The sequence below is a fragment of the Mesorhizobium sp. M0028 genome (assembly GCF_040323855.1).
Lineage (GTDB): Bacteria > Pseudomonadota > Alphaproteobacteria > Rhizobiales > Rhizobiaceae > Mesorhizobium.
In genome coordinates, this window is record NZ_JAMYVG010000001.1 from 821,984 (window position 1) to 840,460 (window position 18,477).

17 protein-coding genes are annotated in these 18,477 nt (G+C 62.2%); 7 read left to right on the forward strand and 10 right to left on the reverse strand.

The genetic code is table 11. The features are described 5' to 3' along the window. Nucleotides 1–60: 60 nt before the first annotated feature. From rbsK to NKJ93_RS04270, 3 genes are read right to left on the reverse strand one after another with little or no spacing between them, the layout of a single operon-like run. The gene (gene rbsK, locus NKJ93_RS04260) at nt 61–1,002 is read right to left on the reverse strand and encodes a ribokinase (protein ID WP_352495330.1); all 942 of its coding nucleotides are present in this window, start codon (nt 1,000–1,002) and stop codon (nt 61–63) included. A 4-nt stretch (nt 1,003–1,006) separates the two neighbouring features. After that, nucleotides 1,007–1,459, reverse strand: a complete 453-nt coding sequence (locus NKJ93_RS04265) for an RbsD/FucU family protein (protein WP_352495329.1) — start codon at nt 1,457–1,459, stop codon at nt 1,007–1,009. A gap of 31 nt (nt 1,460–1,490) precedes the next feature. Continuing rightward, entirely contained in the window at nt 1,491–2,549 is a 1,059-nt protein-coding gene (locus tag NKJ93_RS04270) for an ABC transporter ATP-binding protein (RefSeq protein ID WP_352495328.1), read from the reverse strand. A 293-nt stretch (nt 2,550–2,842) separates the two neighbouring features. Here NKJ93_RS04270 and NKJ93_RS04275 point away from each other — a divergent pair, with 293 nt between their 5' ends. The 4 genes from NKJ93_RS04275 to NKJ93_RS04290 all read left to right on the forward strand — a co-directional run bounded on the left by NKJ93_RS04275 (nt 2,843) and on the right by NKJ93_RS04290 (nt 6,976). Next, nucleotides 2,843–4,507: an ABC transporter substrate-binding protein gene (locus tag NKJ93_RS04275; RefSeq protein WP_023717335.1), complete on the forward strand. Its 1,665-nt coding sequence runs from the start codon at nt 2,843–2,845 to the stop codon at nt 4,505–4,507. A 128-nt stretch (nt 4,508–4,635) separates the two neighbouring features. Then, nucleotides 4,636–5,757: a carbohydrate ABC transporter permease gene (locus NKJ93_RS04280; protein WP_031193505.1), complete on the forward strand. Its 1,122-nt coding sequence runs from the start codon at nt 4,636–4,638 to the stop codon at nt 5,755–5,757. Between the two features lie 13 nt (nt 5,758–5,770). Further along, nucleotides 5,771–6,688 carry a carbohydrate ABC transporter permease gene (locus NKJ93_RS04285; RefSeq protein ID WP_352456619.1) on the forward strand — a complete coding sequence of 306 codons (918 nt, stop codon included), beginning with the start codon at nt 5,771–5,773 and terminating at the stop codon, nt 6,686–6,688. Between the two features lie 3 nt (nt 6,689–6,691). Further along, nucleotides 6,692–6,976, forward strand: coding sequence for a hypothetical protein (locus NKJ93_RS04290; protein ID WP_352587754.1), 285 nt, complete (start codon nt 6,692–6,694; stop codon nt 6,974–6,976). 30 nt (nt 6,977–7,006) lie between these two features. On the opposite strand, the gene NKJ93_RS04295 is transcribed toward NKJ93_RS04290, so the two are convergent. Further along, on the reverse strand, nt 7,007–7,750 hold the full coding sequence (locus NKJ93_RS04295) for a creatininase family protein (protein WP_023717331.1): 744 nt from the start codon (nt 7,748–7,750) through the stop codon (nt 7,007–7,009). Nucleotides 7,751–7,755: 5 nt separating this feature from the next. After that, nucleotides 7,756–8,322 (reverse strand): SIS domain-containing protein, encoded by a 567-nt coding sequence (locus NKJ93_RS04300; protein WP_023717330.1) that lies wholly within the window; start codon nt 8,320–8,322, stop codon nt 7,756–7,758. A gap of 184 nt (nt 8,323–8,506) precedes the next feature. Here NKJ93_RS04300 and NKJ93_RS04305 point away from each other — a divergent pair, with 184 nt between their 5' ends. Further along, nucleotides 8,507–9,529: an aldo/keto reductase gene (locus tag NKJ93_RS04305; protein ID WP_352587757.1), complete on the forward strand. Its 1,023-nt coding sequence runs from the start codon at nt 8,507–8,509 to the stop codon at nt 9,527–9,529. Between the two features lie 87 nt (nt 9,530–9,616). Here NKJ93_RS04305 and NKJ93_RS04310 read toward each other — a convergent pair whose 3' ends face one another. The 4 genes from NKJ93_RS04310 to NKJ93_RS04325 all read right to left on the reverse strand — a co-directional run bounded on the left by NKJ93_RS04310 (nt 9,617) and on the right by NKJ93_RS04325 (nt 14,986). Then, entirely contained in the window at nt 9,617–9,889 is a 273-nt protein-coding gene (locus tag NKJ93_RS04310) for an HU family DNA-binding protein (protein ID WP_006201846.1), read from the reverse strand. 196 nt (nt 9,890–10,085) lie between these two features. After that, nucleotides 10,086–12,497: an endopeptidase La gene (gene lon, locus NKJ93_RS04315; RefSeq protein ID WP_023674656.1), complete on the reverse strand. Its 2,412-nt coding sequence runs from the start codon at nt 12,495–12,497 to the stop codon at nt 10,086–10,088. A gap of 280 nt (nt 12,498–12,777) precedes the next feature. After that, nucleotides 12,778–14,052 (reverse strand): ATP-dependent Clp protease ATP-binding subunit ClpX, encoded by a 1,275-nt coding sequence (clpX, locus tag NKJ93_RS04320; RefSeq protein ID WP_006332719.1) that lies wholly within the window; start codon nt 14,050–14,052, stop codon nt 12,778–12,780. A 304-nt stretch (nt 14,053–14,356) separates the two neighbouring features. After that, nucleotides 14,357–14,986 carry an ATP-dependent Clp protease proteolytic subunit gene (locus NKJ93_RS04325; protein WP_023674655.1) on the reverse strand — a complete coding sequence of 210 codons (630 nt, stop codon included), beginning with the start codon at nt 14,984–14,986 and terminating at the stop codon, nt 14,357–14,359. A gap of 347 nt (nt 14,987–15,333) precedes the next feature. On the opposite strand from NKJ93_RS04325, the gene NKJ93_RS04330 reads away from it, so the two are divergent. Beyond that, on the forward strand, nt 15,334–15,924 hold the full coding sequence (locus NKJ93_RS04330) for a hypothetical protein (protein ID WP_352481202.1): 591 nt from the start codon (nt 15,334–15,336) through the stop codon (nt 15,922–15,924). A gap of 4 nt (nt 15,925–15,928) precedes the next feature. Here NKJ93_RS04330 and NKJ93_RS04335 read toward each other — a convergent pair whose 3' ends face one another. Continuing rightward, the gene (locus tag NKJ93_RS04335; RefSeq protein WP_352481203.1) at nt 15,929–17,032 is read right to left on the reverse strand and encodes an NAD(P)/FAD-dependent oxidoreductase; all 1,104 of its coding nucleotides are present in this window, start codon (nt 17,030–17,032) and stop codon (nt 15,929–15,931) included. 195 nt (nt 17,033–17,227) lie between these two features. Here NKJ93_RS04335 and NKJ93_RS04340 point away from each other — a divergent pair, with 195 nt between their 5' ends. Continuing rightward, entirely contained in the window at nt 17,228–18,475 is a 1,248-nt protein-coding gene (locus NKJ93_RS04340) for a cytochrome P450 (RefSeq protein WP_352495323.1), read from the forward strand. Nucleotides 18,476–18,477: the final 2 nt, after the last annotated feature.

The following is an 18,477-nucleotide window of genomic DNA, read 5'->3' on the forward strand; positions in this document are numbered from 1 at the left end:
CTGTCACGCGGGAGATCGCAGGTTCTAGCCGTATGAGCTTCGGCACTGACGAATCGAACTTCAACCTCTCGCCAGCAGCGCCTCGACCTCCTGCAGCGTTGGCATGGACGGCGCGGTGCCCCGGCGCGTCACCGAGATGCCGGCGACGGCGCAGGCGAAGCGCACCGCCTGCAGGGGTTCCATCGCCCTCGACAGCGCCGCAGCCAGGCCGCCATTGAAGGCGTCGCCCGCACCCGTGGTCTCGATGACCGGGCCGGCGGCGACCGCTGCGACATGCTCGGAACGGTCGGCCGTGTGCAGCAGCGCGCCCTTTTCGCCGAGCGTCACGATGACAGCGCCCACGCCCTTCTCGAGCAGGCTGTCGGCGGCACGGCGGGCATCGTCGATGGAGGATACCTTGATGCCGGTCAGTTCCTCGGCCTCAGTCTCGTTCGGCGTGACATAGTCGCAAAGCGTGTAGATACGGTCCGGAAGCCTGGCCGCCGGCGCCGGGTTGAGGATGGTGGTCACCCCTGCCCCGCGCGCGATCTCCAGCGCCCCCAGCGCCGCCTCGATCGGCTGTTCGAGCTGGGTGACGAAAACGCCGGCCGCGCGGATCAGGCCGGCATTTGCCTCGATATCGGCGGGCGAGATCAGCATCGCCGCACCAGGGCTGACGATGATCGCGTTGTTGCCGCTCGTCTCCTCGATGAAGATATAGGCGGCACCGGTGTAGCTTTCCGGCGTGTCGATGACGGCGCTCTTCACGCCGGCGTGCGACCAGGTCTGTCTCGCCATATCGGCAAAGGGATCGACGCCGAGGCGGGTAAGGAAGGTGACATCGGCGCCGAGCCGGCCGGCTGCCACCGCCTGGTTCGAGCCCTTGCCGCCTGGGCCGAGCGTGAAGGACGTGCCCAGGATCGTCTCGCCCATGCGCGGCTGGCGGGCGGCGCGGTAGGCCGTATCGGCGACGAAGACGCCCAATATGACAACCGGCTTCATGACGATCGGTTTCGCCGGCATGCCGCTACTCCGCATCCGGCGGCACGACGCCCTTGCGGAACGCAAAACAGCCATAGAAGCGGCGCTCGCCGGTCTGGATGACGCAATAGGCCTTCTTGGCGCGTTCGTAGAAGGCGTAGCGCTCGACCGAGATCATCGGCCAGGCCTTGCTCTCGGCGGCATCGATCTCTTTTTGCACTTCCTGCTGCACGGCGGGAATGTCGTCCGGCTTGCCGACGATCTCCATGCGCGCGGCCGCGTCGTCGACGAAGGTGTCCAGCGGATAGAGCGACAGTACCGCTTTGACCACGTCGGCCGCCGACGCATCGATGCGCAGCAGCCGGCCAAGCACGGTCTGGCGCGCCACCGAATCGGACGGGAAATTGGTGTCGGCGATAATCAGATCGTCACCGTGGCCCATCGCCCGCAGCGCCTGCAGCACATCGGCATTGAGCAGCGGATTGATTCCTTTGAGCATGGTATTCCTCGCGAAGTTTGCTGGGGCGAAATCAGAGACGCTTGCCGGTCTCTGCGTCGAAGAGATGCACCTGGTCGAGCCGCGGTTTCAGGTGCAGTGTGTCGCCCGGCTTGAAGTCGTGGCGCTCACGGAACAGCGCCACCATCTCGCCCTCGCCGAAGCGCAGGAACACCAAAGTCTCGGAACCGGTCGGCTCGACCACCGAAATCTTCGCTGGGACACCATCTGGATGGATTTCGAGATGCTCGGGCCGCACGCCGTAGACGACATTGCGGCCATCTTCCACGGTATTGCTCGATGCGATCGGGAACGGCGTCCCGGCGATCTCGACGACGGGCTTGTCGCCCTTGCGCACGACGCCCTTGAGCAGGTTCATCGAGGGCGAGCCGATGAAGCCGGCGACAAACAGATTGGCCGGCCGGTCGAACAATTCCAGCGGCGCGCCGACCTGTTCGATGCGACCGTCGCGCATCACCACGATCTTGTCGGCCATGGTCATGGCCTCGATCTGGTCGTGGGTGACGTAGATGGTGGTGGTCTTCAGTCGTTGGTGCAGTTCCTTGATCTCGGTGCGCATCTGGACACGCAGCTTGGCATCGAGATTGGAGAGCGGCTCGTCGAACAGGAACACCTGCGGGTTGCGCACGATGGCGCGACCCATGGCGACGCGCTGGCGCTGGCCGCCCGAGAGCTGGCGCGGATAGCGCTTGAGGTAGGGGTTGAGGTCGAGGATGTCGGCGGCGCGCTTGACCCGCTCAGTGACCACCGCCGGATCAGTTTTGCGCAGCTTGAGAGCAAAGGCCATGTTCTGCTCGACCGTCTTGTGCGGATAGAGCGCGTAGTTCTGGAACACCATGGCGATGTCGCGCTTGGCCGGCGGCAAATGGTTGACGACGCGCTCGCCGATGGCGATGGTGCCGCCGGAAACCGTTTCCAGCCCGGCCACCATCCTCAGCAGCGTGGACTTGCCGCAGCCGGAAGGCCCGACCAGCACCACGAACTGTCCGTCGGCGATGTCGACGCTGACATCGTGCAGAACCTTGACGGTTCCGAACGCCTTGGCCACATTGCGGATCGCGACTTGAGCCATCATTCCCCCTTCAGTTGCCGTGAAGCTAAACAACGCAAACGGCGAGAGCAAGTCGGTCTCTTATAGATAAAAAACCCATTCACGTTGACACCGCACTTCGTTGTGCGAATAGTGACAGTGCCCGGCTTATGACCCTGTTCCGGGCGCACCGGTACGCTTGTCCGGCACTCAATGCGAGGCGTCGCGGGAGGGAGAATTCGGGCCGCTATTTACGGGAGTCGCTGTCGTTGGGGAACATAATCGGCGCTCCACCATCTGAACCAATTCACGATTGATCTTCTGGGAGGAACGAGATGAAAGTCAGCCTTTATAACCAACTTGTCCGCGCCGGGGCCACCCGCCGCGACGTGCTGAAGGGAGCGGCCAGCATGGCCGCCCTCGCCGCGGCCTCAAGCGCCGGACTTGGTGCCCTGACGCGCCCGGCTGCGGCCGCCGATGACCTGCGCGCGCAGATCCTGCAGATCCCGGGCGTCGGCAAGGGTCAGCCGACCGATGCCGATTTCCAGCAGGTCGGCGAGCTTTGCCTGGGCGCCACCAAGGCCAATGTCAAGGAAGGCGAATTCGCCGGTGTCGAACTCACCTTCATGGGCCTCAACAATCAGAACCTGCACAATGTGCTGTTTCGCGGCTTCCTGAAGCCGTGGGAGACCTATACCGGCGCCAAGATCAACTGGATCGACCTGGCGCAGGCTGACTACAACGCCCGCCTGCAGCAGTCGATTGCGACCGGCACCGTCGATTTCGACATCATCGAAATGGGAGCACCGTTCGAAGGCGACGTCTGCGGCAAGGGTCTCACCTCCGAGATGCCGGACTGGGTCAAGGACCAGATCGACATGAAGGACGTCGTGGCCTATCTGCAGCCGCCGGTCGGCACCTGGGACGGCAAGCAATATCGCGTCACCGTTGACGGCGACGCGCATAACTTCAACTACCGCACCGACGTGTTCGCCGATGCCGACCTCGCCAAGGCCTGGAAGGACGGCGGCGGAGAAGGCGAATGGGGCGTGCCGAAGACCTGGCAGCAGGTGCAGGCGGTGACGAAATTCCTCAAGGGCAAGCAGGTAAACGGCCAGGATGTCTTTGGCTACCTCGATGCGCCCAAGCCCTGGGGCGGTTTCGGCTTCTATTTCCTCGGCAGCCGCGCCAGCGCCTACGCCAAGCATCCCGATGACAAGGCATGGCTGTTCGATGCCGACACGATGAAGCCGCGCGTCAACAATCCGGCATGGGTGCGGGCGATCCAGGACGTCATCGATGCCCTGCCCTCCGAACCTGCCGACCAGATCAACGCCGACCCGAATACCACCGCCTTCCAGCAATTCCTGGCAGGCACCGGTTCGATGGTCACCTGGTGGGGCGACGTCGGTTCGAACGTCAAGACCAACGATTCCTCGGTCGTCGGCGACATCACCGGCTTCTCGATCCTGCCGGGCTCGGACGATGTCTACAACTCCAAGACCGGCCAGTGGGACAAGCTCGCCAGCGGGCCGAACCATGCGCCGAACTGCGCCTATCTCGGCTGGGGCGTCTATGTCATGGCCCGCGTCGACGGCGACGAAAAGAAGAAGAAGGCGGCCTGGTCTGCCGCCGCCCATCTCGGCGGCAAGGACCTGTCGCTCTGGTGCGCGGCCTATCCGTCGGGTTTCCAGCCCTATCGCAACTCGCATTTCAACATTCCGGAATGGGTGGCGGCGGGCTACGACGAGGCGTTCATCACCTCGTATCTGAAGTCGGAAGCCGACAGCTACAACCATCCGAACGCGGCGATCGAGCCGCGTATCCCCGGCATCTTCCAGTATTACAGCGCCGCCGAGGACATTTTGGCCAACACCTTTGCCGGCAAGATGAAGGCGCAGGAAGGCGCCGACGCCATCGCAGCCGCCTGGGAGAAGCTGACCGACCAGATCGGCCGCGACAACCAGATCAAGCTCTACAAGGCCTCACTCGGCATGTAGGTTGAGATAGTGAAACTTGGTCCGGCGGCGTACAGCCGCCGGACCTCCCCTTGACCGACTTGGCCTCGACCGGCTCGGCCGGTCATCGAGCCTCCTGTGAACGGGCAAGACGCGTGGCTGACCGGACCCTGGCTGACCAGACTCTGTCGACAAGTGAATGGCCGGCAGGCGCCGTGCCATCCGACCTGATACCGCGGAGCCGCAAACGGCTTGGCTGGGCGCTGATGGCTGCTGCAACGCTAGGCCTTCTGGCGGTGATTGCGCTGCAGATCCTTTACAAGAGCGATGTCGACACTATCGGCTTCGAGACGTGGCGGCCGGTGGTCTACGCCTATGTGCTGTGGGGTGTCGCGCTCGGCATCGGCCAGGTGCTGACGCGCGGCGAGGATGGCCAGCGCGCGTTGTTCCTGCTGCCGGCGCTGCTGTTCACCATTGCCATGGTGATCTTCCCGACATTGTTCGGCTTCTACATCGCGCTGACCGACTGGAACCTCAGTTCCTTCAGCGGCCGGCAGTTCAACGGGCTCGACAATTTCTGGCAGATGCTGAACGACGCCTATTATCGCAACGCCCTGTTCAACATGGTGCTCTACGTGCTGGCCGTGTTCGTCGAATATGTCATCGCCTTTGGCCTGGCGCTGCTGCTCAACGCGCAGATCCGGGCGCGAAAATTCTTCCGCGTCGTCTTTCTCATGCCCCTGATGCTGTCGCCGGTGGCTGTGTCGTGGATGATCGGCAAGTCGCTGATGGAATACCGCTTCGGGCCGGCCGCAACGCTGGCGCGGCATCTCGGCTGGGAAAACCCGGCCTTCTTCTCCAATCCGATCACCGCCCGCATCTCGATCATGGTGCTCGATGCCTGGACGTTCATCCCGTTCATGATGATCATGCTGCTTGCCGGCCTGCAGGCGATGTCGCGCGAGGTGCTCGAGGCAGCGCGTGTCGATGGCGCCACCGCCTGGCAGACCTTCTGGCAGGTCACCTTCCCGCTGATGCTGCCGGTCTCGGTGACGGCGGTCATCCTGCGCATCATCTTCAAGCTGAAGCTCGCCGATATCATCATCACCGTTACCTCCGGCGGCCCGGGCGGCGCGACTGATTCGGTGTCGAGCTTCATCTACCGCGAATATCGCGACCGTTCGAATGTCGGCTACGGCACGATGCTGGCGATGGCCTATTTGATCATCATCATCGTGTTTGTGACCTGGCTACTGAAATTCGCCAGCCGCTTCGTGCGCAACGTCAACTGATCGGGCCGGCAAGATGAGCGTTCAAACCACCGACTTTGCCGCCTCCGAAATCCGCTCGCCGGCGGCGTTCTTCGCCAACCGCGTCTTCATCTACGGTGCCCTCATCTTCTGGGCCTTCATCTGCCTGTTCCCAATCTATTGGACGATAACCACCTCGTTCAAGACCGCGGTCGACGTCACCCAGGGCCATCTGATCCCGTTCGTCGATTTCAAACCCGACTGGAAGGGCTGGCGTTCGCTTGGCCTGTCGCCGGACTCGATCTTTCGGACGTCGACGGTGCGCGACGAATTCATCAAGCGCTTCATGAATTCGGTCATCACTTCGGTCGGCGCGTCGACCCTCGCCATCGTCATCGGCAGCCTCGCCGCCTATGGGCTGACCCGCTATCGTTACAAGTTCGCCTGGTTCAGGAACGAGGACATTTCCTTCTTCTTCCTGTCGCAGTTGATCCTGCCGCCGGTGGTATTGGCCCTGCCCTTCCTCGTGCTCTACCGGGAAGTCGGCCTGCTCGACACGCGCGTCGGGCTGATCCTGCTCTACACGCTGATGGTACTGCCGATCGTCATCTGGATCATGCGCGACCAGTTCAATTCGATCCCTGTCGAGCTGGAGGAGGCAGCACTCGTCGATGGCCTGTCGATCTGGGGTGCCTTCTTGCGCATCGTCATGCCGATCGCGCTGCCGGGCATGGTCGCGGCCTTCATCCTGGCGATGGTGCTGTGCTGGAACGAGTATTTCTTCGCCGCGCTTTTGACCTCGACCGATGCCAAGACCATTCCTGTCATGGTGGCGAGCCAGACCGGCTCACAAGGCATCAACTGGTGGTCGATGGCAGCGCTTGCCACCGCGGCCATCACACCGCTCGCCGTCATCGGCATTGCGCTCGAGCGTTACCTGATCATGGGCATGACGGCGGGCGCGGTGAAATAGGCGATGGCCAACAAATACTGGTTCGCACGCAACAGGCGCGGCAGCGGCTACGCCAAAGGCGTGATGCCGATCAGTTGGGAAGGCCGGGCCGTAGTCGCCGGTTTTGTGATGGCGATGATTGCCGGCGGCTTGATCATGCTGCTTCTCGGCCTCTACGCGAACCTGATGGCACTCGGCATCGTGATTTACGTCCTGCTGGCTATCTGCGGCGCCGGCACGTTCATCTGGGCTGCGGCGACCAAGGTCGATCCCGAAAAGACCATGGCCGACTATCAGGCGGAAGGCTAAGAGCCCGGTCGTCCGGGATCTAGACAGCACCTAACCCAAAAGTGTTGCCCGCAAATGATCGAGGATCATGGCAACCCCTTTTTGCCCCAGTTCCGCCGAGGCTTCGGGCGCACTTGCCGTGTACCAGCCGGTGTTGTCGGCGAAGCGGCCGGCATCCACCGCTTCCGGGCACAGCGCCAGCATCAGTGACGTCTCGCCGGTGCCGGCATGGTCGAACGGGTACTGGCTGTGCATTGAAGCCGGCATCAGCGGATGCACCTGTACCCAGTTGAAGAAATTGCTGCCCTCGGCGTGCTCGGCATAATAGTCAGCCATCGCCGCAGAGCCCCACCAGCCTTCGCCGCGTTCTTTCTCCAGGAAGCGGAAGATCGCTTGTCGGCCGGCGGCCTTGAAGGCGAGATCGGTTGGCATGCCGGCAGCAAAATTCTCGGTTTGGTGGTGAATGATGGCGTGGATGTTGCGGAAGCCAATGCGCAGCAAGCTGTAGAACAATTCTTCCGCAAATGGCGCCAGCACATTGCCGCCGACCTGCACCGAGCCGCTGCCTTCCGGCGCCGCAACGGCATAGCTTGCCGCGCCGTAATAGAAGGGCGGCAGAATGACGATTTCGGCCTCCGTTTCGAACAGTTCCAGGCTCTTGACCACGGCCAGCGTGTCCATGCCGACGGCCATGTGCTCGCCGTGATATTCGAGCACACCGAGCGGCAACACGACCGGCCGGTTCTCGGCGATCGCCTTGCGGATCTGGTGCGGCAGCATCAGTTCGTAGCGCATGACACCTACTCCATATTGGTGTGGCGGGCGCGCATCGCTTCCGGCGAGACGCCGGTCAGATCCCTGAGCTTCAGCACCATCACTTCGAAGAGGACGAACAGCGCGCCTTCGAACACCGAGCCCATCGGCAGGACGGATGTCTTTTCCGGACCCTGGTCGTCGGCCATGGTCTGAGCCGGGATAAGCAGCGTGAAGTCGGCCAGCTTCGCGGCAGTGCTGTCGGCTTGCGCGGTGAGCAGCAGGACGACGGCACCGGCCTCGCGCGCGACCCGCATCAAGGTCAGCACCGTCGATGTCTCGCCCGGGCCGGAGCTGGCGAGGAAGACATCGCCCGCGCCCAGCGGCGGCGTGGTCATGTCGCCGACGACCGACACCGGCAGACCGAGATGGTAGAGCCGCATGGCAAAACCCTGGACCTGCAGCGCCTCGCGGCCGCAGCCATAGGTGACGATCTTTTTCGCGCCGGCCAAGATGGCGCAAGCCGCGTCAATGCGGCTTTCGTTGATACGCTCCAGCACGGTGCCAAGTTCGCTCAGCGCAATCCCAAACAGGTTTTCGCCGTCGTCCGTCATGACATTTGCACCAGCTTGCAGGTACCGGAGAACCACATGAACATCTCAGTCACATTTGCCCCGAACAGCTTGTTTTCATTCATGCTATCACCGCGAAAATTGGTGTCCAACGACACGCAGTGCTTTTGATGCGCTACAGCCGTGATAGTGTCACGGCAAATCGTAAATGAGGAAACGACAGCATATGAAGACACGGCATTTCGACCGCATCGGCAATGGCGGCATCAACTTCACCGAGCTCGGCTTCGGCACCGCGCCGCTCGGCAATCTCTATCGCGCCGTGTCCGACGAGGATGCCAATGCCACGCTGGAGGCGGCATGGCGGGTCGGCTGCCGCTACTACGACACAGCACCGCTCTATGGGCTCGGCCTCGCAGAAACGCGGCTTAATCCGTTCCTGCGTTCGAAGAGGCGCGACGACTACGTGCTGTCGAGCAAGGTCGGGCGCATCATGCGCGCCTGCCCGCCGGAACAGCGCACCGGCATCGGCAAGTTCTTCGACACGCCGTCGCGCCGCGAGGTCTACGACTACAGCTATGACGGCGTCATGCGCTCGTTCGAAGCCTCGCTGGAACGGCTCGGCGTCGACCGCATCGACATCCTCTTCGTGCACGATGTCGACATCTTCACCCATGGCAGCAAGGAAGCCTCGGACCAGCGCATCCAGGAATTCATGAGCTCGGGCTACTATGGATTGCTGGCACTGCGCGACCAGGGCGTGATCAAGGCGTTCGGCGGCGGCATCAATGAGTGGCCGGTTGCCCAGACGCTGGCCGAGCGCGGCGATTTCGACCTGTTCCTGCTTGCCGGGCGCTATACGCTGCTGGAGCAGGAGGCGCTGCAGTCTTTCCTGCCTCTATGCCAGCAACGCGGCATCGGCATCGTTCTCGGCGGGCCGTACAATTCCGGCATCCTGGCAACCGGGCCGAAGCCCGGCGCCTACTACAATTATTCGGAGGCGCCGCAGGATATCATCGACCGCGTCACCCGCATCGAGGCCGTCTGCAAGCGCCACGGCGTGCGCCTGATCGAGGCGGCACTGCAGTTCCCGCTGCTGCATCCTTCGGTCGTGTCGGTAGTCCCGGGCGGCCAGCGGCCGGGCGAAGTCGAAAGCAATCGCTCGCTGCTCGACACAAAACTGCCATCGGCGCTGTGGGCCGATCTCAAGAAAGAAGGCTTGATGCGCACGGATGCGCCGACGGCATAGCGCCGCCTTTCCAACGACCTGCGGGCACAGAAAAGAAAAACCGGATATGCCGGCTTTTCTTTTCTCTGAAAGACTTTAGGAGGGCGCTTAGTTGACCGCGTCCTTGAGGCCCTTGCCGGCCGAGAACTTCGGCACGGTGCGCGCCGGGATCTTCACTTCCGCACCGGTCTGCGGATTGCGGCCGGTCGACGCGGCGCGTTTTGACACGGTGAAATTTCCGAAGCCGACAAGCCGGACATCGCCGCCCTTTTTCAGTTCGCCGGTGATGACGGAAAACACCGCATCAACCGCCGACTGCGCGTCACCCTTCGAAATACTCGCGGCATCGGCGACAGCGGACACCAGTTCGTTCTTGTTCATAAAAATTCCCTTCCATGAGAAAACCGGAACACTCGACTCATCCGGCAGGAAACGGACTTTAGAAAGAAGCGCTCCGCCAACCAAGTCGAAAAGCGCCAAGAAAGTCGAAAAAAGCCCGGAAATCCGGGGTTCTTCACATGAAAAAGCCGGGCTCAAGGCCCGGCTCTCTCTTTGTGCATTGCAACTTTAGCAAGAACTAATGCGCCAGCGATTTACCAGCCTCGTCTCCGACATCGACCACGGCCGGCGCATTGACGGGTTCGACCCACTGGATCGGTTCCGGCATGCGCACCAGCGCATGGCGCAACACTTCGCCAACGCGTGAGACCGGAATGATCTCCATGCCGCTCTTCACGTTCTCCGGAATCTCCGCCAGATCCTTGGCGTTCTCTTCCGGGATCAGCACCTTCTTGATGCCGCCGCGCAGTGCGGCAAGCAGCTTTTCCTTAAGGCCGCCGATCGGCAGCACCCTGCCGCGCAGCGTGATCTCGCCGGTCATCGCCACATCGGCCTTGACCGGGATACCGGTCAACACCGAGACGATCGCCGTCGCCATCGCCACGCCAGCCGACGGTCCGTCCTTAGGCGTTGCGCCTTCTGGCACGTGCACGTGGATATCGCGCTTGTCGAACAGCGGCGGCTCGACGCCGAAATCGATGGCCCGCGAGCGGACGTAAGAGGCCGCCGCCGAGATCGATTCCTTCATCACGTCGCGCAGATTGCCGGTCACCGTCATGCGGCCCTTGCCGGGCATCATGACGCCTTCCACCGTCAACAGCTCGCCGCCGACTTCCGTCCAGGCGAGCCCGGTGACCACGCCGACCTGATCGTCGCTCTCGACCTGGCCGAAGCGAAAGCGCGGAACACCAAGGTAATCGGCAAGATTGTCCGCCGTGATGTTGATCGTCTTCTTCTTCGTCTTCAGGATCTCGGTCACCGCCTTGCGCCCGAGCTTCATCAGCTCGCGCTCCAGGCTCCTGACGCCCGCTTCACGGGTGTAGGTCTGGATGATGCCGCGGATCGCGTCCTCGCCGACGGAGAACTCCTTCGGCTGCAACGCGTGATCGCGGATCACCTTGGGCATCAGGTGACGCTTGGCGATTTCGATCTTCTCGTCCTCGGTGTAACCGGCGATACGGATGATCTCCATGCGGTCCATCAAGGGCGCAGGGATGTTCAGCGTGTTCGCCGTCGTCACGAACATCACGCTCGACAGGTCGTATTCGACCTCGAGGTAATGGTCCATGAACGTCGAGTTCTGCTCGGGATCGAGCACCTCGAGCAAAGCCGATGACGGATCGCCGCGGAAATCCTGGCCCATCTTGTCGATCTCGTCGAGCAGGAAGAGCGGGTTGGATTTCTTCGCCTTCTTCATCGACTGGATGACCTTGCCGGGCATCGAGCCGATATAGGTGCGGCGGTGACCACGGATCTCGGCCTCGTCGCGCACGCCGCCCAGCGCCATGCGGATGAACTCACGACCGGTCGCCTTGGCGATCGACTTGCCGAGCGAGGTCTTGCCGACGCCGGGAGGTCCGACGAGGCACAGGATCGGCCCCTTCAGCTTCTTCTGGCGGCTCTGCACGGCGAGGTATTCGACGATGCGGTCCTTGACCTTGTCGAGGCCGAAATGATCCGTATCGAGCACGTTCTGGGCAAAGGCCAGATCCTGCTTGACCTTGGAGTTCCTGCCCCACGGGATCGACAGCAGCCAGTCGAGATAGTTGCGCACGACGGTCGATTCAGCCGACATCGGCGACATCGTCCGCAGCTTCTTCAGTTCGGCTTCCGCCTTTTCGCGGGCCTCCTTGGAGAGCTTGGTCTTCTTGATGCGCGCCTCGATCTCGGCGGCCTCGTCGCGGCCGTCCTCGCCTTCGCCGAGCTCCTTCTGGATCGCCTTCATCTGCTCGTTGAGGTAGTATTCGCGCTGCGTCTTCTCCATCTGGCGCTTGACGCGCGAGCGGATGCGCTTCTCGACCTGGAGCACCGAGATTTCGGCTTCCATGAAGCCCATCGCCTTCTCCAGCCGTTCCTTGACGGAAAGCGTGGCGAGCATCTCCTGCTTCTCGGGGATCTTGATGGCAAGATGCGAAGCGACCGTGTCGGCGAGCTTGGAATAGTCGTCGATCTGGCTGGCGGCACCCACCACTTCGGGCGAGATCTTCTTGTTCAGCTTGACGTAGTTCTCGAAGTCGGTGACGACGGAACGGGCCAGCGCCTCGACCTCGACCTCTTCCTCCTCCGGTTCGACCAGCGCCGCAGCACGGGCTTCATGGAAGTCGGGACGGTCGGTGAACGCAACGATTTTCGCGCGCGAGGCGCCTTCGACCAGCACCTTCACGGTGCCGTCTGGCAGTTTCAGCAATTGCAGCACATTGGCGAGCGTGCCGATGTCAAAGATGGCATCGGGCTCCGGATCGTCGTCGGCGGCATTCATCTGGGTCGCAAGCAGGATCTGCTTTTCCTGACCCATCACTTCTTCCAGCGCCTTGATCGACTTTTCACGCCCGACGAAGAGCGGAACGATCATGTGCGGGAACACCACGATGTCGCGCAGTGGGAGGACTGCGAAGACGCCGTCGCTGGGAGCCTTGGATAATTTGGCCATTGTCCAACCTTTCATGTCGCGGCCGCCAATCGGCCAACCGCGAATCTCATATTAACGACCGGGGATCGTTCCGCCTACCACCGTTTGTGACGGGAGTTTTACAGCACAGAATTCGGCACCACGGCCTTCTGCCTTTAGTTGGAGGCACGGCGGGTAAAGATCAAGGGTCAACACGGTCCGTCCCTCCAATCCGCAGCCATTACGCGGCGCCGTACGCGGTGTGCGACAGCAAAACGGCGCCCCGCGGCGCCGTTTCAGAAAAATCCATTGCCGGCTCACGTCAGGCGCTGACGTTGCCCTTCTTTTCCTTCTGCTCGGAATAGATGTAGAGCGGCCTGGCGTTGCCTGACACCACCTCTTCCGAAATAACCACTTCGCGCACGCCTTCGAGCGCCGGCAGCTCGAACATGGTGTCGAGCAGAATCGCTTCCATGATCGAACGCAGGCCGCGCGCGCCGGTCTTGCGCTCGATGGCGCGCTTGGCGATCGCCGACAGCGCGTTCTCGTGGAAGGTCAGGTCAACATTCTCCATCTCGAACAGTCGCTGATACTGCTTGACCAGCGCGTTCTTCGGTTCGGTCAGGATCTGGATCAGTGCCGGCTCGTCGAGATCCTCCAGCGTCGCCAAGACAGGCAGACGGCCTACGAACTCGGGAATGAGGCCGAACTTCAACAGATCCTCAGGCTCGACCAGGCGGAAAACATCGCCGGTGCGGCGATCCTCGGGCGAAGCGACGATGGCGCCGAAACCGATCGAGGTCTTCCTGCCGCGATCCGAGATGATCTTGTCCAGGCCGGCAAAAGCGCCGCCGCAGATGAACAGGATGTTGGCGGTGTCGACCTGCAGGAATTCCTGCTGCGGATGCTTCCTGCCGCCCTGCGGCGGCACGGAGGCAACGGTGCCTTCCATGATCTTCAAAAGTGCCTGCTGCACGCCCTCGCCCGAGACGTCGCGGGTGATCGACGGGTTGTCCGACTTGCGCGAGATCTTGTCGATCTCGTCGATATAGACAATGCCGCGCTGGGCGCGCTCGACATTGTAGTCGGCCGACTGCAACAGCTTCAGGATGATGTTCTCGACGTCCTCGCCGACATAGCCGGCCTCGGTCAGCGTCGTCGCGTCGGCCATGGTGAAGGGAACGTCGATGATGCGGGCCAGCGTCTGCGCCAGCAACGTCTTGCCGCAACCGGTCGGGCCGATCAGCAGGATGTTCGACTTCGCCAGCTCGACGTCGTTGTTCTTGCCGGCATGGGCGAGGCGCTTGTAGTGGTTGTGGACGGCCACCGACAGCACGCGCTTGGCGTAGGGCTGGCCGATGACGTAGTCGTCGAGAACCTTGAGGATTTCCTGCGGGGTCGGCACGCCCTCGCGCGACTTCACCATCGAGGTCTTGTTCTCCTCGCGGATGATGTCCATGCACAGCTCGACGCATTCGTCGCAGATGAACACCGTCGGCCCGGCGATCAGCTTGCGCACTTCGTGCTGGCTTTTGCCGCAAAACGAGCAATAAAGCGTGTTCTTGGAATCACCGCTGTTGTTGCCGACCTTGCTCATTTTCATGTCCTTTCATGGCCGCCCGCCGATGGTCTGGTTGAAAGGGCGCATATTCAATCTATCGCGGGAATCCGCCGCCGCCAGTGCCCCGGCTCCCGCAACGCATTCCGTACGAAACACAAATCGGAAAACGGGGCAATGATTCGAACAACCCCACGCAAAGCTAAGCCGTCGAAAATCAACATAGCCTTAACGTAGGCAATTGCACCCGTCGAGGGAACAGCCAATTGTGGCCGAAATGCCGCAAGCTGCGCCAAAAGCGTGTGATCCCGCCACTCACTGCCACCGCGGGGCCACCGCGTGCCTATAAGGCAATACCTTCGACCGGCTCACGTGACGAAATGACCTTGTCGATAAGGCCGAAATCCCTGGCCTCGTCGGCAGTCATGAAATGGTCACGGTCGAGCGTTTTTTCAATCTCATCGTAGCTCTTGCCGGTGTGCTTGACGTAAACCTCGTTGAGGCGGCGCTTCAGCTTGATGATGTCCTGGGCATGGCGCTCGATGTCGGAGGCCTGGCCCTGGAAGCCGCCGGACGGCTGGTGGACCATGATGCGGGCGTTCGGCGTGGCAAAGCGCATGTCCTTGTGGCCCGCCGTCAAGAGCAGCGATCCCATCGATGCGGCCTGGCCGATGCAGAGCGTCGACACGGCGGGCTTGATGAACTGCATGGTGTCGTAGATCGCCATGCCGGAGGTGACGACGCCGCCGGGCGAGTTGATATAAAGGTTGATTTCCTTCTTCGGATTCTCCGCCTCGAGGAACAGCAGCTGCGCGCAGACCAGCGTCGCCATGCCGTCCTCGACCGGGCCGGTGATGAAAATGATGCGCTCCTTGAGGAGCCGCGAGAAAATGTCATAGGCCCGCTCGCCGCGATTGGTCTGTTCGACCACCATCGGAACGAGGTTCATGTAGGTTTCGACGGGGTTCTTCATGGACTATCCCTTTTTGAGGATGGGATTCCGGCGCCGGAGATTTGCAATCGGGCAGAATCGGTTCTGGATCGTTATTGTGTAAATAGGATGCCGGCTCACCCTAGCGCAAGGCCGCCTCTCCTAGCCATCCGGTTAAGTCGAATCAAGGTTTCCAAACCAAGTTTCGCCCGTCGCCGTGCCGGCAGCCCTCTCCTGCCGCCGGAAGGGACGCTCATGCTTGGCCGTTGTTTAGCAGTTTCTTAACCGCATCGCTTAACGAAAAGCGGTGAAACCGCTTTTTCCAGCCGCGGCTTGCCCTACAATCCAACGTTGAACCCGCTTCACGCAGTTCAAACAGGGGGAGTGCGATGATCAGGAAAACTGCTTCCTTGGCTCTTACCGGCATCGCCGTACTCGGCATGGCATCCGAAACGGCTGCCAGCGGACGCGCGGTTGAATGCTACGAGAAGGTCAACCGGCCGGCCGTCTACGACACGGTCTATGAGGACGTGCTCGTCAGTCCGGCCGGCCAGCAGGTGGAATACGAGGCGCCAATCTACGGGACGCGCGAGCGCGTAGTACAGATCGCGCCGGCGCGCGTCAGCTACGAGATCGCGCCGGCCATCACCCGCACCATCTACCGGTCCGTGAGGGTCGACGACGGCGGCTATTCCTGGGAATGGCGCATCATCAATGGTCGCAAGGTCCTGTGCAAGGTCAGGCACAAGGCGCGCTATGAACGTGTGGCCGAGATCGTCGTGGTTGAGCCGGAACGCCGGCGGCGCGTTGTCCTCCCCGCCGAATACGAGAGCGTCGCCGAAGAGGTGCAGGTGCGGCCGGAGCAACGGCGCATCATCGACATTCCAGCGTCTTATCAGACAGTGGCGCGCCGCGTGGTGGTCAGGGAGGGCTCATCCAGCTGGCGGCGCGTGCATATTCCGAGGCATTGCCGATACTAGGCGCTCAGGCCGCCTCGGCCCTGAGCCATTTCTTCAGGCCGTCGACATCGCCATTGCCGACGCAGGCCGCAACCCTTCTGCCAACTGCCGCGCCGAACTTGTAGCCGTGGCCGGAGCAGGCCGAGACGACCAGGCATCTGCCCTTTTGGTGGGCCAGAAATTTCTGGTCGGCGGTGAAGGTGTAGGCGCAGGTGACCACCTCGGTGACCTTGTACTCCGCGATACGGGCAATCGGCGGCGAAAACAGGTTGCGGATCGCCTCACCCTCGCCCGGTACCGGTTGACGGTTCCAGTCGGCATCGCTGGTCGGTACTCGGTGCAGGCCTGAGCCGAACTTCATGCCGGCGCCGCCGGAGGGCGGGATCACGTAGCCGTCGACGGAGCCACCGACGTCGAGCACAACCGGTGCTGCCTGCCAGGCTGCCTTCAGGTCCACCGGCGGCTCGACATAGGCGAGCGCGGTGCGCCAGGTTTTCAGCTCGCCATCCAGCTCCGGGAACAGTTTTAGCACCCAGGCGCCGGCAGCGACGACGATCCGGTCGGCCTGCATCGTTTCGCCCCTCGCAAGCACGACATGTCCGGCGTCGGCGTCGATCTCGACCACCTTGCTGTTTTCGTAGACATTGGCGCCGTTCGCGCGCAGCCATCTGGTGAGGCCCGAGGCGATCTTGCGGCAGTGCAAGGCGCCACCGTCCGGTGAAAAATATGCATAGCGGAATGAACCGGGTTCTAGGAACGGCCAGCGGTCGACCGCGGCGTCCGGTTCGAACAATTCGAACGGGTAGTTCCCGGCTTCCATGCCTTCGCGGTATTCCTCGGCCTCATCTCCCGGCTCGCGCGAAATACAGATGAAGCCGCGCGGATCGAGATGGCTTTCGCCGAGATCGGCCCACATTTCGTCCCAGGCTTCATAGGCGTTGGTGATCAGCCGGCCGTAGCCCGTCCTGGCCCGATAGGCGCGGCGAATGATGCGATGGTGGTCGCCGGAGGCGGCGAGCGGATTGGGGATCGGTCCCTGCTCGACGATCGAGACGAGGTGACCGGCCTTGACCAGCGACCACGCCGTGGAAAGCCCGGCAATGCCTGCACCGACCACGATCACATTCATGAAAACCGTCCTTCCACAACCGCTTTGGTGGCTCACCTCACGGGAGGGCCAACATACGGTCTGGCACCAGACTGGCAAGCCTTGGAGCGCCGCGCGTCCTTCGACGCGCAAAGGACGCTCCAACACTTTGAATCTGCGCATGATCCTTTCCGAAAACCGATTCCGGTTTTCGGGGTCATGCGCTAATGGTCTGGCATGACCGAATTGAAGCCGCCCTACCTTGCCTTTGATCCAGCCACCCGCCGACTGCGGCTCGATCCGCACGAGCCGGCTTTTTTTCAGGACCCTTACGAAGCCTACGCTTACCTGCACGGTGCATCGAGCGCCATCTTCTGGGAAGAATTTGGTTTCTGGTGCTTTGGCGGCTTCGACGACGTCAACCGTCTGCTGCGCGATCGCCGCTTCGGCCGGCAGAACCCGGCCGGCATTCCGGACAGCCGGGGCATCGGCCAGGATCGCACGCATCTCAGCGCCTTCGACGGCATCGAGGCCAATTCGATGCTGGAGCTGGAACCGCCCGTCCACACACGGCTCAGAACGCTGGTCAACCGGGCCTTCGTCTCGCGCCAGGTCGAGCGGCTCAGGCCGCGCGTCGAGGCGCTGGCCAACGAACTGATCGACCGTTTCGAACCAGGGGAAGTCGACCTGCTGCCGGCGTTCGCAGCTCCCTTGCCGATCACCATCATTGCCGAGATGCTCGGCGTACGGGTCGACATGGGTCCGCAGCTGCTCGACTGGTCGCATCGGATGGTCGCCATGTACATGCATGGCCGCACCCGCGAGACGGAGGACACGGCCAATCGCGCCGCGCGCGACTTTTCGAATTTTTTGCGCGGCTACGTCGCCGAGCGGCGAAAGAGGCCGGGCGAGGATCTTCTGTCGCTGCTGATTGCGGCACAGGAGGATGGCCAGAAACTGTCGGAGGACGAACTGGTGTCCTCAGCAATCCTTTTGCTCAATGCCGGCCATGAGGCAACTGTCCACCAAACCGGCAATGCGGTGCACTCGATCCTTGCGCAAGGCGGCGACCCACGCCGCTTCTTCGCCTCGCCGGAAGCAACAGCCGCGACAGTCGAAGAGTGCCTGCGGTACGACGCGCCACTGCACATGTTCACGCGCTACGCCTATCAGGAGGTCGAGGCCGGGCCTGGGATCATCGTTCAGCCGGGCGAGACAATCGGTCTGCTGCTCGGCATGGCCAATCACGACCCGGTGGCCTTTGCCGAGCCCTTCGCCTTCAGGCCGGACCGCGCCGACCAGAAGAACGTATCGTTCGGCGCCGGCATCCATTTCTGCATCGGCGCGCCGCTCGCCCGGCTCGAATTGCAGGTGTCGCTGAAAACCTTGTTCGAGCGCTTGCCGCGGTTGCATCTTGCCGAACAGCCGCGCTTCCAAGACAGCTATCATTTCCATGGGCTGGAAACGCTCGCCGTGCGCTTTTGAGC

Coding starts and splice junctions, on each gene's coding strand:
- rbsK (WP_352495330.1), bottom strand. CDS start 1,002: ATGCCGGCGAAACCGATCGTCATGAAGCCGGTTGTCATATTGGGCGTC.
- NKJ93_RS04265 (WP_352495329.1), bottom strand. CDS start 1,459: ATGCTCAAAGGAATCAATCCGCTGCTCAATGCCGATGTGCTGCAGGCG.
- NKJ93_RS04270 (WP_352495328.1), bottom strand. CDS start 2,549: ATGGCTCAAGTCGCGATCCGCAATGTGGCCAAGGCGTTCGGAACCGTC.
- NKJ93_RS04275 (WP_023717335.1), top strand. CDS start 2,843: ATGAAAGTCAGCCTTTATAACCAACTTGTCCGCGCCGGGGCCACCCGC.
- NKJ93_RS04285 (WP_352456619.1), top strand. CDS start 5,771: ATGAGCGTTCAAACCACCGACTTTGCCGCCTCCGAAATCCGCTCGCCG.
- NKJ93_RS04290 (WP_352587754.1), top strand. CDS start 6,692: ATGGCCAACAAATACTGGTTCGCACGCAACAGGCGCGGCAGCGGCTAC.
- NKJ93_RS04295 (WP_023717331.1), bottom strand. CDS start 7,750: ATGCGCTACGAACTGATGCTGCCGCACCAGATCCGCAAGGCGATCGCC.
- NKJ93_RS04300 (WP_023717330.1), bottom strand. CDS start 8,322: ATGACGGACGACGGCGAAAACCTGTTTGGGATTGCGCTGAGCGAACTT.
- NKJ93_RS04305 (WP_352587757.1), top strand. CDS start 8,507: ATGAAGACACGGCATTTCGACCGCATCGGCAATGGCGGCATCAACTTC.
- NKJ93_RS04310 (WP_006201846.1), bottom strand. CDS start 9,889: ATGAACAAGAACGAACTGGTGTCCGCTGTCGCCGATGCCGCGAGTATT.
- lon (WP_023674656.1), bottom strand. CDS start 12,497: ATGGCCAAATTATCCAAGGCTCCCAGCGACGGCGTCTTCGCAGTCCTC.
- clpX (WP_006332719.1), bottom strand. CDS start 14,052: ATGAGCAAGGTCGGCAACAACAGCGGTGATTCCAAGAACACGCTTTAT.
- NKJ93_RS04325 (WP_023674655.1), bottom strand. CDS start 14,986: ATGAAGAACCCCGTCGAAACCTACATGAACCTCGTTCCGATGGTGGTC.
- NKJ93_RS04330 (WP_352481202.1), top strand. CDS start 15,334: ATGATCAGGAAAACTGCTTCCTTGGCTCTTACCGGCATCGCCGTACTC.
- NKJ93_RS04335 (WP_352481203.1), bottom strand. CDS start 17,032: ATGAATGTGATCGTGGTCGGTGCAGGCATTGCCGGGCTTTCCACGGCG.
- NKJ93_RS04340 (WP_352495323.1), top strand. CDS start 17,228: ATGACCGAATTGAAGCCGCCCTACCTTGCCTTTGATCCAGCCACCCGC.